Source organism: Nocardioides sp. GY 10127 (assembly GCF_004919085.1).
Lineage (GTDB): Bacteria > Actinomycetota > Actinomycetes > Propionibacteriales > Nocardioidaceae > Nocardioides.
Genome location: NZ_STGL01000012.1, coordinates 24650 through 37323, shown reverse-complemented (window position 1 = coordinate 37323; position 12674 = coordinate 24650). Strand labels below are relative to the sequence as shown.

Sequence of the window (12674 nt, the reverse complement as noted above, 5' to 3'; positions counted from 1 at the left end):
TGCGAGCGCAGGCCCTCGGAGATGGCCAGGCCGGAGGCGTCGTCGGCGGCGCGGTTGATGCGGAAACCGCTGGAGAGCTTCTCCAGCGACTTGCTCATCGAGCTCTGCGTCGACTGCAGGTTGCGGTAGGTGTTGATCGCGTCGACGTTGGTGTTGATGCGAAGACTCATGGTGGTTCCCTTCCTGGAAGTGAGTCACGAAGCCCGTCCATGGGCTGCGCTGCTCCGCCCCCTCCCCGCGGGTGCGGGCAGGGGTGAGGCGTGTCCTGGGGCCGTGACGCCGAGGGGGACGGTGGCGTGCACGGGTGTGACAGAGGCGGACGTCGTCGACGATGACGACGGGAGCAGCTGTGCCGGCGGGAGCCGGCGGGTGCTGGATGGTGCTGGATGGTGCTGGATGGTGCTGGATGGTGCTGGATGGTGCTGGATGGTGCTGCTGGACGGTCCTGGGAGACCGTCCGACCGGCCGGGGCCGGTGGCTGGTGAGTGCCGGCCGGTGGCTCAGGCGATGCCGGCGACGGCGGTGCGGCCCTGGGTGCGGCCGGTGGCGTGGCGCGCGGCGACGGCGGCGAAGTAGGCCGAGCGGCGCTGGGCGGCGCAGCCCTGGGGGCGGGGGTGCGCGGCGACCAGGTCGGGGTCCAGGGCGCTGTTGAGGGCGTCCCGGAGGAGGACGAGGGCCTCGGCGCGGATCTGGGAGATCCGGGACTCGGTGACCCCGAGGGTCTCGGCGATCTCGGCCATCGGGCGCTCGGCGAGGAAGTACTCCTGGACGACGACGCGCATCCGCTCGGGGAGCTCGGCGATCGCGTCGACGAGGTACTCGAGGCGCTCGCGGTGCTCGACGAGCTGGCCCGGCTCGGGGGTGCTGCTGACGAGCACCTCCTCGAAGGAGACCTCGGAGCCCTGGAGGGAGAGGACGTTGGCGCGGGCCACGTCGCCGTCGTTGTTCTCGACGTCGGCGACCGACATGCCGGCGCGGGCGGCGACCTCGTGGACCTCGGGGGCCCGGCCGAGCTCGGCGGCGAGGGAGGAGCGGGCGGCCTCGAGGTCGCGGCCGCGGCGGCGGACGGAGCGGGAGGCCCAGTCGATGCCGCGCAGCTCGTCGAGGATGGCGCCGCGGATGCGGGAGGCGGCGTACCGGGTGAAGGGGACACCCCGCTCGGCCTCGTAGGCCTGGGCGGCCTTGACCAGGGCGGTGAGACCGGCCGAGGTCAGGTCGTCCCGGGAGACGTGGGCCGGGACGCGGCCCATGGTCTCGCGGACGATGTGGGAGACGAGCGCCATGTGGTCGACCGCCAGGGCCTCGCGGGCCTGGTCGTCCAGGACGACGGTGGTGTGCTCGGTCTCGACGATGCGTGCGCTGGGGGTCACGATCGGCTCCTCGGGGTGTCAGGGGAAGTTCTGTGTCCTCCGCCGGGCTCGTCCCTCGAACCTGGCGACAAGAGAACTGTGAACCCTGCGCAACCGTTTGTGAGCCCCGATGAAGGACTCTTGGGCCTTCCTTGTCGGTACCTTGTCGAACCAACCCCTTACCTTGCGGAAACCCCTGCTTCCAGGGCTGTTCCAGGGGTTCCAGGACGCTCCTGGGGGCTCGTTCCTTGCTCGTTCGGGGAGACCTGCGGACGAGCGTCGACGGCCCGTCCCGGTCTCCTCGGGACCCAGGGGGATGCCGGCCCGCCCTCGCGCGCGGGCGCAGGGAGCGGAGGGTGAGGGCCTGCCGGGAGGCGGGGGCGGGGTGCGGCGGCGGAGTGCAGCAGTGGAGGCAGGCCCGTGACTCTCGCGGCCCGGGGAACGGCTCAGGTGACCCTCACCCACGCCGATGGGCGGTGTGCGAGACCCCGAGCCTCGCCGCCGGGCCCCGGACAGGGGAGCGGCGCCGCCGTCCCGAGATGACACCTGGAGCCCCGCGTGGAGAAGCTGGCCCTCGTCCTGTGGCGCGAACGCGAGCTGCTGGACACCCTGCTCTACCGGCTGGAGGTCGAGCAGCTGCTGCTCACCAACCACCGGTCGGACCACCTCGCTCGCGCCGCCAGCGACGTCGAGGCGGTCCTGGACACGATCCGCCAGACCGAGATCCTCCGTGCCGTCGCGGCCGACGAGGCCGCCGCCGCCCTCGGCCTGGCCCCCTCGCCGTCCCTCAAGGACCTGGCCGACGCCAGCGAGGAGCCGTGGCGCTCCATCCTGCTCGAGCACCGCGAGGCCTTCACCGCGACCACCAACCGGCTCACCGACATGGCCGAGACCAACCGCGACCTGCTCACCGTCGGCTGGCAGGCGGCCCGCGCCGCCCTCGCCGAGCTCGACGAGCCCACCAGCTACGCCAGCGACGGCCACGCCGTCGGCGGCAACCGCGTCGCCCGACTCTTCGACGGGAGCCTGTGAAGCCATGAGCGGCACCCTCTCCTCCCTCCAGTCGGCCCTGTCCGCCCTGCGCTACCAGCGCGTGGCGATCGACAACGCCGCCTCCAACGTCGCCAACGTCGGCGTCGAGGGCTACAGCCGCCGCCGCGTCACCGGCGAGACCATCGGCGCGCCCTCGGTCCCCGCGATGTGGTCGCGCTACACCGGCCCCGACGGCGGCGTGAAGACCGCCGGCGTCCTCCGGCTGTCGGACTCGCTGCTGGAGTCCCGCTCCCGCACCGAGAACGCCAAGCTGTCCTACCTGTCCACCCGCGCCACCGTGCTGGCCCGCGTCGAGAGCGGGGTCGGCGAGCCCGGCGACTCCGGTGTCTCCGCGGCCCTGGCCGACTTCCGCGCGACCTGGGACGACCTGGCCAACGACCCGAGCAGCACCGCCGCCCGCGGCCAGGTCATCGCCAGCGGCGCCGCCGTGGCCGACGCCTTCTCCGCCCAGGCCGCCAACATCACCTCCGAGGAGGCGACCCAGCGCCTGACGGTGCAGGGGCACGTCAACGACGTGAACACGATCGCCGCCGAGCTCGCGGACACCAACCGCGCGATCAACGCGGGACGCCTCGACGGCACCGACACGAGCTCGCTCTACGACACGCGCGACCTGCTCGCCAAGAAGCTCACCACCATCACCGGTGGCACGGCCACCGAGCGGGCCGACGGTGGCCTCGACGTGAGCGTGGGCGGTGTCCAGCTCGTCGACGGGATGAAGGCCGGCACCCTCGCGGTCGCCTCGGGCATCAACCCCGACGGGTCCGCCGACGGCAGCCCCGTCAGCTACGAGATCACCCTGGACGCGACCACGACGCCGCTCACCCAGGACCTCTCCGGCTCCCTCGGCGCCTCCACCGAGCTGCTCAACGTCACGCTCCCCGGCTACGCGGACGACCTCGCGACCGTGGCGAAGGACTTCGCCGACACCGTCAACGCGCTGCACACCTCCGGCTTCGACCAGGACGGCGCGGCCGGGCTCGACTTCTTCACCTACGACCCGACGGACCCGGCCGGCTCGCTGTCGGTCGCGGTGACCGAGCGCCAGGTCGTGGCCTCCTCCACCTCCGGCACGCTGGACGGCAGCATCGCCGACCAGCTCGGCGCCTCGGGCGACGCGGAGCGGGCCTACCAGCAGCTGGTGAGCGGCCTGGGCACCCAGGTCTCCTCGGCCAAGCGGCTCACCGACACCCAGCAGCTGCTCACCACCCAGGTCGACACCGCCAAGGAGCAGCTCTCCGGCGTCAACCTCGACGAGGAGATGGTGGACATGGTCGCCGCCCAGCGTGCCTACGAGGCCGCGGCACGAGTCATGAGCACCGTCGACGACGTGCTCGACACCCTCATCAACAGGACAGGGCTGGTGCGCTGATGGTCATGCTCCGGGTCACCCAGAACATCATGCTGCGCAACTCCATGTCGGGGTTGCAGGGCGGGCTCAACCGCGTGGCGAACGTCCAGGAGAAGATGGCCACCGGCAAGAACATCAACCGGCCCTCGGACAACCCCACCGACACCGTGGTGTCGATGCGGATGCGCTCCGAGCTCGCCCGCGCCCAGCAGCACGTGCGCAACGGGCAGGACGGCCTGTCGTGGCTCTCCAACGTGGAGTCGACCCTCACCGGGGTCAACGACAGCATGCGTCGCGTCAACGAGATCGCGCTCGGCGGCGCGAGCGACAACACCTCCCAGGCCGGCCGCGACGCGATGGCCGCCGAGATCGACCAGATCAAGGCGTCCCTGCTCGACGACGCCAACGCCACCTACCTGGGCCGCCCGATCTTCGGCGGCGTCACCAGCGGGACCCGGGCCTACGACGCCACGGGCACGTGGATCGGCTCCCCGGGAGGCGTGGAGCGCACGGTCGCCGACGGCGTCCGCGTGCGGGTGGACGTCGAGGGCCCGGAGGTCTTCGGGGACGGCGCCGGTTCCGTCTTCGACGAGCTCGACGCCCTGTCCACCGCCCTGCGCGCCGGCGACACCACCGGCATCCGGGCCGCCATCGACCAGAGCAGCGACCGGATGTCGACGCTGCGCGACGTCATCTCGCGGGTCGGCGCCACCTACTCCCGCGCGGACGCGGCCGTCACCAAGGCCGGGGACTCCGTGTACGGGATACAGATCTCCCTGTCCGACATCGAGGACGTCGACCTGCCGGCCGCGATGGTCGACCTCCAGGTCAGCCAGGTGGCCTACCAGGCCGCTCTCGCCTCGACCGCGCGCGTCGTCCAGCCGAGCCTCGTGGACTTTCTGCGATGATCGCGACGACGAGCCGGGTGCCGCACCGACCGGAGGGCGGCGCGCAGAAGACCCGGACGACCACGCCCCCCGCGCTCCGGAGGACCACCGCTGTGACGACCACCCCCACGCCGACCGAGTCGGTGATCACCATGGTCCGGCCCATGCCCGGCTTCCCCGGGCACCGCCGGTTCGTGCTCGACGCCCTGGACGACGACGGCGTCCTGTCCGCGCTGCGCTCCCTCGAGGACGACACCCGCTTCCTCGTGGTGCCGCCGCACGGCTTCTTCCCCGACTACGCCCCGCTGGTCGACGACGCGACCCAGGAGGAGCTCGGGCTGGAGTCGGCGGACGACGTCCTGCTCCTCGTTGTGCTCACGGCCGGCGAGTCCCTGGCCGCCACCACCGCGAACCTGCTCGCGCCGGTGCTGGTCAACCGCACCACGCTCCAGGCGGCCCAGGTCATCCTGGACGACGCCTCGCTCTCGACGGCCACGCCGCTGCTCGGCTGAGCGCCCTCGGAGGAACCACCCCTGCCCGACCCGCGTCCCCGGTCGGCCGGCGCCCCGCGCGCCCGCCGACCGGGGACGCGGTGCGTCCGGGCCCGCACACCGTCGGGGGAGTGGGTGTCGGGACTGTTCACACAGCGGTGACGTGTCCGCGCCCGGGTTGTCGCGCACCGCGCCCGACTTCCGGGTAACCTCGCCTGCATGCTGGTCCTGAGCCGCCGTGTCGGTGAGAGCGTCGTCATCGGCGACAACGTCACCGTGACCGTGCTCGAGATCCGGGGGGACGTCGTCCGCATCGGAATCGACGCACCCCGCTCCGTCGCCGTCAACCGCGCGGAGCTCCTGGCCGAGCTCGAGTCGAGCAACCAGGCCGCGGCCGCCGCCAGCGAGGAGCAGGTCGCCTCCCTGGCCCGCGCGCTGCGCGACAAGCGCTGACGCACGCTGCGCCGCCGACGTCCGGCGGCCGCGCCGCTCGCCGGCGCTGAGATCTCCCGGGGCTTCCGTCCCGGGCGGTCCGCTGGGCTGGGGTTTTCCTCAGCCGACCTCTCGTTCTGCCGAATCGACCTGGGACTTCGGCGAACTTCGAGAGGCAGCCACAGACATGAGCAACTCGTCCCAGGACAACCCCGCGGACGCGGGTTCCTCGGCCCTCAGCGGCCTCGAGGACATCGTCTCTGAGTTCCTGATCGAGAGCCACGAGAACCTCGACCAGCTGGACCGGGACCTGGTGGCCCTCGAGCAGGACCCCACCTCCCGCGACCTGCTGTCCGGCGTGTTCCGCACGATCCACACGATCAAGGGCACCAGCGGGTTCCTCGGCTTCGGCACCCTGGAGAGCGTCACCCACGTCGGTGAGAGCCTCCTGGCCCGTCTGCGTGACGGGAAGCTGACGCTGACCCCGGGCATCACGACGATCCTCCTGGACGTCGTCGACGCCGTCCGGGACCTGCTGGCCACCATCGAGCAGAACGGTGGGGAGGCCGGCGCGGCCTACACCGAGCTGGTCGCCCGCGTGCAGCACGTCCTCGACGGCGGCAGCGCCGACGAGGTCGCCGCCCCCGCTGCCGCTGCCGAGACGGCCGCGCCGGAGGCACCCGCGGAGGCACCCGCGGAGGTCGTCGCGGAGGTCGTCGCGGAGGTCGTCGCGGAGGAGGCCCCCGCGGAGCCGGCCGTCGAGACGCCCGCCGAGCCCGTGGCCGAGACGCCCGCCGCCCCCGCCGCCCCGGTCGCCGAGCCCGTGGCCGAGGCCCCCAAGCCGGCCCGCACGCTCGAGGCCGTGCCGGACCCGGTCGAGGAGCACCACGACGCCGCGCCGGCCGAGCCGGGCACCGGCGAGCCGCGCCGCTCCGTGGCGGACTCCACCATCCGCGTCGACGTGGGCCTCCTCGACTCGCTCATGACGATGGTCGGTGAGCTCGTCCTCACCCGCAACCAGATGCTGCAGCGTGCCGCGGCCACGGAGAACTCCGAGCTGGCCCACACCACGCACCGGCTCAACCTCATCGTGGGCGAGCTCCAGGAGGGCGTCATGAAGACGCGCCTGCAGCCCATCGACAACGTGTGGAGCAAGCTGCCCCGCGTCGTCCGCGACCTCTCCGTCCAGCTCGGCAAGAACGTCGAGCTCAAGATGGAGGGTCGCGAGACCGAGCTCGACAAGACCATCCTCGAGGCGATCCGCGACCCGCTGACCCACCTCGTCCGCAACTCCATCGACCACGGCATCGAGGGCCCGGAGGACCGCACGTCCGCCGGCAAGCCCGCCAAGGGCACGCTGACCCTGCGCGCGTTCCACGAGGGCGGCCAGGTCAACCTGGAGATCACGGACGACGGCAAGGGCATGGACCCCTCGGCGCTGCGCGCCAAGGCGGTCTCGAAGGGCCTCCTCACCGAGGACAAGGCCGCTCGTCTCTCCGACCACGAGGCTGTCCAGCTGATCTTCCAGCCGGGCTTCTCCACGGCTGCCGCGGTCACCAACGTCTCCGGCCGTGGCGTCGGCATGGACGTGGTCCGCACCAACATCGAGAAGATCGGCGGGACGATCGACATCGTCACCGCCCACGGCGAGGGCACCACGGTCCGGGTCCGCATCCCGCTGACCCTGGCGATCATCCCCGCGCTGGTCGTCACCTCCGCGGAGCACCGCTACGCGATCCCGCAGGTGAACCTCCTCGAGCTGGTCCGCCTGGACGCCGAGCAGTCCAAGGTCGCGATCGAGACCGTGCACGGCGCCCCCGTGTACCGGCTGCGCGGCAAGCTGCTGCCCCTCGTCGACCTGCGCGAGCAGCTCGGCCTCGAGCCGCACGAGCCCGGCGCCACCTACATCGTGGTGCTCCAGGCCGACAACCAGGAGTACGGCCTCGTCGTCGACGACATCCTCGACACCGAGGAGATCGTGGTGAAGCCGCTCTCGAGCCAGCTGCGCTCGCTGTCGACCTACTCCGGCGCGACGATCATGGGCGACGGCTCCGTCGCGCTGATCCTCGACGTCACCGCCATCGCCCGCAGCTCGGGCATGAACCTGGAGAGCGGCGAGGACCTGTCCATGGCGAGCATCGACCTCAGCGCGGCCGAGTCCACCTCCGTCCTCGTCGTGGACGTCGGCTCGGGCCGGCGCGCGGCGATCCCGGTCTCGGCGGTCGACCGCCTCGAGGAGATGAAGCCCGACCGCGTCGAGCGCGCCGGCCAGCAGGAGGTCGTGCAGTACCGCGGCCAGATCCTGCCGATGGTGTGGCTGGCCAACGAGCTGGGCACCGGCGGCGGCTTCGCCGACCCGGACTCCGCCCTGCGCGTGGTCGTCTGCCGCTCCGAGGGCCAGCTCCTCGGTGTGGTCGTGGACGACATCCTCGACATCGTCGAGTCGGACCTCGCCGTCCGCATCGAGAACGGCGGCTCGGACTCCGCCGTCGTCCAGGAGCACGTCACCGAGCTCGTCGACATCGCCGCGATCGCGGCCCGACTCACCCCCGCGCCGTCGCTGGCGTGGTCCGCCTGAGGAGCACCCCGATGTCCCAGTTCTGCACGTTCACCGTCGGCGGGCACCTGTTCGGCGTCCCGGTCGAGAGCGTCCAGGAGGTGCTGCGGGCCCAGGAGGTCACGCGCGTCCCCCTGGCGCCGCGGGAGGTCTCCGGCCTGCTCAACCTGCGAGGCCAGATCGTCACCTCGATCGACCTGCGCCGCCGGCTCGGCATGGTCGACCGCGACGCGGACGGCAAGACCGTCAACATCGTGGTCCGCACCGCCGACGGCAGCGCCGTCTCGCTGGTCGCCGACGAGATCGGTGACGTCCTCGAGCCGCCGGCCGACTCCTTCGAGACCCCGCCCGAGACGGTGCCGGCCGCCGTCCGTGCCGTCGTCGAGCGCGTCTGCAAGCTCGAGAAGCGGCTGATGCTGCTGCTCGACACGCACCGCGCCATCGGCGGGCTCGACGCGGCCTGAGCCGCCCCCCTTCCCCGTCGGCCGGGACGGCCAGCACGTCGTCCCGGGCCGGCTCCGCACCACCCACCCAGCGTCGGCGCGAAGCCGGCGGCCCGTGACGTCGTCACGCTCCCCGAGGAGAACCACCACCATGACCCTGCTCGCCGATCCCCCGATCGCCTCCTCGACGGCCCCGCCGTCGGCCGGCGGCGCCGCTCCCCGACGACGGTTCCTCGCGGACCTCTCGGTCGGTCGCAAGCTCACCGCGCTCACCGTCGTGGCCTTCCTGCCCGCCGTCCTCCTGTTCGCCACCACCAGCGTGGGCATCGGCTCGCAGCTGCAGGCGGAGGACGACCAGGCGACCCTGGCCCTCGCGGTCGCGGAGCTCTACCACCTCGACAACCGCAACTCCGAGATCAAGGCGGACGCGTTCCGCTACCTGATCGACGGTGAGCAGGAGACCGCGAACACGGACGCGATCGACGACGTCAAGAGCGCCCAGGACGTCATCGCGATGCTCCAGGGGCTGACGCTGCCCACCGAGGTGGCGGACAAGGTCGACTCCCTCGAGACCAGCTCCCAGGGCTACTACGACTACGTGCTGTCGCTGACCGGCGGCTCCGAGAACGTCTCCGGCTCAGACGGCGTCACCGCGGTGACCGACTCCAACCACGAGCTCGACGCGGCCCTGGACGAGCTGCGGGCGGTGCTCGACGAGCGCCTCGCCGCCGCGTCCGAGGGCCTCGACACCTCGGCCAGCAACGCCCGGCTCACGATGATGCTCACCCTCGTCGCCTCCGCGGTCGTCTCGGCGTTCCTCGCGGTCCTCATCTCGCGCCGGATCAGCCGCCCGCTGACCCGCACCGCCCTGGTCCTCGACCAGGTCGCCGACGGCGAGCTGGGCTCCCGCGTCCAGGTCGACTCCGCCGACGAGATCGGGCGACTGGGCAGCGCCCTCAACCGGACGCTGGACTCGCTGTCGACCACCCTGCGCAGCATGGGCTCGGGCGCGGACTCGCTCAGCTCGGCCTCCGACCAGCTCTCCAGCGTCTCGGCGCAGATGAAGGGCTCCGCGAGCGAGTCGAGCTCGCAGGCCGGCCTCGTGGCCGCCGCCGCGGACGAGGTCAGCCGCAACGTCCAGACCGTCGCCACCGGCACCGAGGAGATGTCCGCCTCGATCCGGGAGATCGCCCAGAACGCCACCAACGCCGCCGGCGTCGCCGCCCAGGCCGTGGTGGCCGCCGAGTCGGCCAACACCACCGTGGCCAAGCTCGGCGAGTCCTCCTACGAGGTCGGCAACGTCATCAAGGTCATCAACTCGATCGCCGAGCAGACCAACCTGCTGGCCCTCAACGCCACCATCGAGGCCGCGCGTGCCGGCGAGGCCGGCAAGGGCTTCGCCGTCGTCGCCAACGAGGTCAAGGAGCTGGCCCAGGAGACGTCCAAGGCGACCGAGGACATCGGCCAGCGGATCGAGGCGATCCAGTCCGACACCGAGGCTGCCGTGGCGGCCATCGCGACGATCGCCGAGATCATCGGCCAGATCAACGACACCCAGGCCACCATCGCCTCCGCCGTGGAGGAGCAGACCGCCACCACGAACGAGATGAGCCGCAGCGTCGCCGAGGCGGCCACGGGCTCCTCGGCGATCGCCGACAACGTGACCGGCGTCGCTCGTGCGGCTCAGGACACCCAGGCGGCTGCCGATGCCACCAGTGGCTCCGCAGCGGACCTGGCCCGCATGGCCGGCGAGATGCGGGCACTGGTCAACCAGTTCCGCCTGTGAGGCGACCGCCGCCCGGCCCGGCCGGGCGGCGGCCCCCACCCCGCAAGAGCAGCACCCCGCAAGACCAGCCCCACCGTCCCAGCGCCCCCAGGAGAGTGCGATGAGCAAGATCCGCGTGCTCGTGGTCGACGACTCGGTCGTCATCCGCCGCCTCGTCACCGACGTCCTCGCGGCGGACGAGCGCATCGAGGTCGTGGGCACCGCCGTGAACGGCGTCGCGGCCCTCACCAAGATGGAGCAGCTCAAGCCCGACCTGGTGACCATGGACATCGAGATGCCCGAGATGGACGGCATCGCGACCCTCGGCGAGATGCGCAAGCGCGGCATCCGGCTGCCCGTGGTCATGTTCTCCACGCTCACCGAGCGCGGCGCCCAGGCCACCCTCCAGGCCCTCGAGCTCGGTGCCAGCGACTACGTGACGAAGCCGGCCAACGTCGGCTCGGTCCAGGCCTCGATGGCCGCCGTCCGCGAGGAGCTGATCCCCAAGGTCGTCGCCCTCGTCGGCCGCCGCCGCAGCACCCCCGCGGTGCCGCGACCGGGCATCTTCGGCCCCGCCGGCACCTCCCGCGAGGACGCCGCCCGCAGCCGCGCGACCCAGCCGGGCTCCGGCTCGCCGCTGCACGGGACGCACTCGGCCCACCCGGCCCTTCCCGGGCAGGCCGCGTCGGCCCACGCCGGCGAGCACGCCCTCCTCGGCCGCACCCCGGCCGCGCCGGTCGTCCGGGCCGGAGCGGCCGCGGGACGGTCGCGGATCGACGTCCTGGCCATCGGGGTCTCCACCGGCGGGCCCGAGGCCCTCACCCGGGTCCTCGAGGGGCTGCCGGCCGACCTGCCCGTGCCGGTGGTCGTCGTCCAGCACATGCCGCCGGTCTTCACCAAGGCGTTCGCGGACCGGCTCGACCAGAAGGTCCCGCTGCACGTGCGGGAGTCCGCGGGCGGCGAGCGCGTCGCCCCGGGCACCGTCGACCTGGCGCCCGGTGACTACCACCTGCGCCTGCGCCGCAACGGGGACGTCGTGACCACGGTGCTCGACCAGGCAGCTCCGGAGAACTACTGCCGCCCGGCCGTGGACGTCCTCTTCCGCTCCGTCACCGAGACCTGGGGCGCCGAGCACGTGCTCGCGGTCGTGCTGACCGGGATGGGCTCCGACGGTGCCCTGGGCACGGTCGGCATCCACGCCGGCGGCGGGTCCGTCCTGGTCCAGGACGAGGCCACCTGCGTCGTCTGGGGCATGCCCGGCGCCGTCCTCTCCGCAGGGGTCCCCGCCGACGTCCTGCCCCTCCCGGCGATCGCGCCGGCCATCGTCGACCGGGTCCGGCAGCACCGCCCCCTGCTGCCCTCCCGGACGTCCAGCACCCCCTCCTCCTCGCTCACGGCCCCGTCGGGCCACGCCGGTTCGCCGCGCACGACCCTCACCTCAGGAGTCCTGTCATGACCCTCTCCGCCGAGGCCTTCCGCTTCGTCGCCGACCTGGTGCGCCGCGAGTCGGCCATCGTCCTCGAGCAGGGCAAGGAGTACCTCGTCGACTCCCGGCTGCGCTCGCTCGCGCAGGCCGCGGGGGACGCCGACGTCAACGCCTACGTGGACCGCCTGCGCCGTCCCGAGGGTGCCCGCGAGACCGCCAAGGTGGTCGAGGCGATGACCACCAACGAGACCTCGTGGTTCCGCGACCGCGAGCCGTTCCAGGCGCTCTCCGGCACGATCTTCCAGGAGCTCATGCAGCGCCCGAACCACAGCCGGACGATCCGCATCTGGTCGGCCGCGTGCTCCTCGGGCCAGGAGGCCTACACGATCGCGATGCTGGCCGCCGAGCACGTCGTGCCGCTCGGCTGGCGCGTCGAGATCGTCGCCACCGACCTCGCCCAGAGCATGGTCGACCGCACCCGCGAGGGCCGCTACAGCCAGCTCGAGGTGGGCCGCGGCATGCCGGCGCCCATGCTGGTGAAGTACTTCCAGCGCGAGGGCACCGGCTGGCGGGTCAACGACCAGCTCCGCTCGATGGTGCGGGTGCAGACCCTCAACCTGGCGGCGCCGTACCCGCCCATGCCGGTCTTCGACGTCGTGTTCCTGCGCAACGTCCTCATCTACTTCGACGCCGCCACCAAGAAGCAGGTGCTCGGCCGGGTCCGCCAGGTGCTGGACCCGCAGGGCTACCTCTTCCTCGGCGGCGCCGAGACGACGCTGGGCCTGGACGACTCGTGGGACCGCACCATGATCGGCCGGTTCACCGTGAACCGGCCGAAGGGCGCCGGCGCCGCAGCGCCGGCGACCGGCACCGCGCCGCTGGCCGGCCTCGCCGGGCTGGGCGCGCGGAGGGCGATCTGA

The 12674-nt window shown here is 72.6% G+C and carries 11 protein-coding genes and 1 pseudogene; 10 read left to right on the top strand and 2 right to left on the bottom strand.

What is annotated here, in order from left to right; all coding sequences use genetic code 11:
- A pseudogene (locus tag E8D37_RS18585) lies at window positions 1–170 on the bottom strand (flagellin); the annotation flags it as partial.
- Window positions 171–500: 330 nt separating this feature from the next.
- A complete protein-coding gene (locus tag E8D37_RS18580) occupies window positions 501–1370 on the bottom strand; it encodes a FliA/WhiG family RNA polymerase sigma factor (protein ID WP_240770561.1) in 870 nt (289 codons plus the stop codon).
- Window positions 1371–1907: 537 nt separating this feature from the next.
- On the opposite strand from E8D37_RS18580, the gene flgN reads away from it, so the two are divergent.
- The 10 genes from flgN to E8D37_RS18530 all read left to right on the top strand — a co-directional run bounded on the left by flgN (window position 1908) and on the right by E8D37_RS18530 (window position 12674).
- Window positions 1908–2381: a flagellar export chaperone FlgN gene (flgN, locus tag E8D37_RS18575; RefSeq protein WP_240770560.1), complete on the top strand. Its 474-nt coding sequence runs from the start codon at window positions 1908–1910 to the stop codon at window positions 2379–2381.
- Window positions 2382–2385: 4 nt separating this feature from the next.
- A complete protein-coding gene (gene flgK / locus E8D37_RS18570) occupies window positions 2386–3774 on the top strand; it encodes a flagellar hook-associated protein FlgK (protein WP_136571328.1) in 1389 nt (462 codons plus the stop codon).
- 5 nt (window positions 3775–3779) lie between these two features.
- Window positions 3780–4661, top strand: a complete 882-nt coding sequence (locus tag E8D37_RS18565) for a flagellin (protein ID WP_168929821.1) — start codon at window positions 3780–3782, stop codon at window positions 4659–4661.
- A gap of 92 nt (window positions 4662–4753) precedes the next feature.
- Window positions 4754–5152 carry a flagellar assembly protein FliW gene (locus E8D37_RS18560; RefSeq protein WP_240770559.1) on the top strand — a complete coding sequence of 133 codons (399 nt, stop codon included), beginning with the start codon at window positions 4754–4756 and terminating at the stop codon, window positions 5150–5152.
- Window positions 5153–5350: 198 nt separating this feature from the next.
- Window positions 5351–5584 (top strand): carbon storage regulator CsrA, encoded by a 234-nt coding sequence (gene csrA, locus E8D37_RS18555; RefSeq protein WP_136571325.1) that lies wholly within the window; start codon window positions 5351–5353, stop codon window positions 5582–5584.
- 166 nt (window positions 5585–5750) lie between these two features.
- Window positions 5751–8141 carry a chemotaxis protein CheA gene (locus E8D37_RS18550; RefSeq protein ID WP_136571324.1) on the top strand — a complete coding sequence of 797 codons (2391 nt, stop codon included), beginning with the start codon at window positions 5751–5753 and terminating at the stop codon, window positions 8139–8141.
- Between the two features lie 11 nt (window positions 8142–8152).
- Window positions 8153–8584 (top strand): chemotaxis protein CheW, encoded by a 432-nt coding sequence (locus tag E8D37_RS18545; RefSeq protein WP_136571323.1) that lies wholly within the window; start codon window positions 8153–8155, stop codon window positions 8582–8584.
- A gap of 130 nt (window positions 8585–8714) precedes the next feature.
- Entirely contained in the window at window positions 8715–10349 is a 1635-nt protein-coding gene (locus E8D37_RS18540) for a methyl-accepting chemotaxis protein (RefSeq protein ID WP_240770558.1), read from the top strand.
- 100 nt (window positions 10350–10449) lie between these two features.
- Window positions 10450–11784, top strand: a complete 1335-nt coding sequence (locus E8D37_RS18535) for a chemotaxis response regulator protein-glutamate methylesterase (protein WP_136571322.1) — start codon at window positions 10450–10452, stop codon at window positions 11782–11784.
- Entirely contained in the window at window positions 11781–12674 is an 894-nt protein-coding gene (locus tag E8D37_RS18530; protein ID WP_136571321.1) for a protein-glutamate O-methyltransferase CheR, read from the top strand. The genes E8D37_RS18535 and E8D37_RS18530 overlap by 4 nt, the downstream gene beginning before the upstream one ends.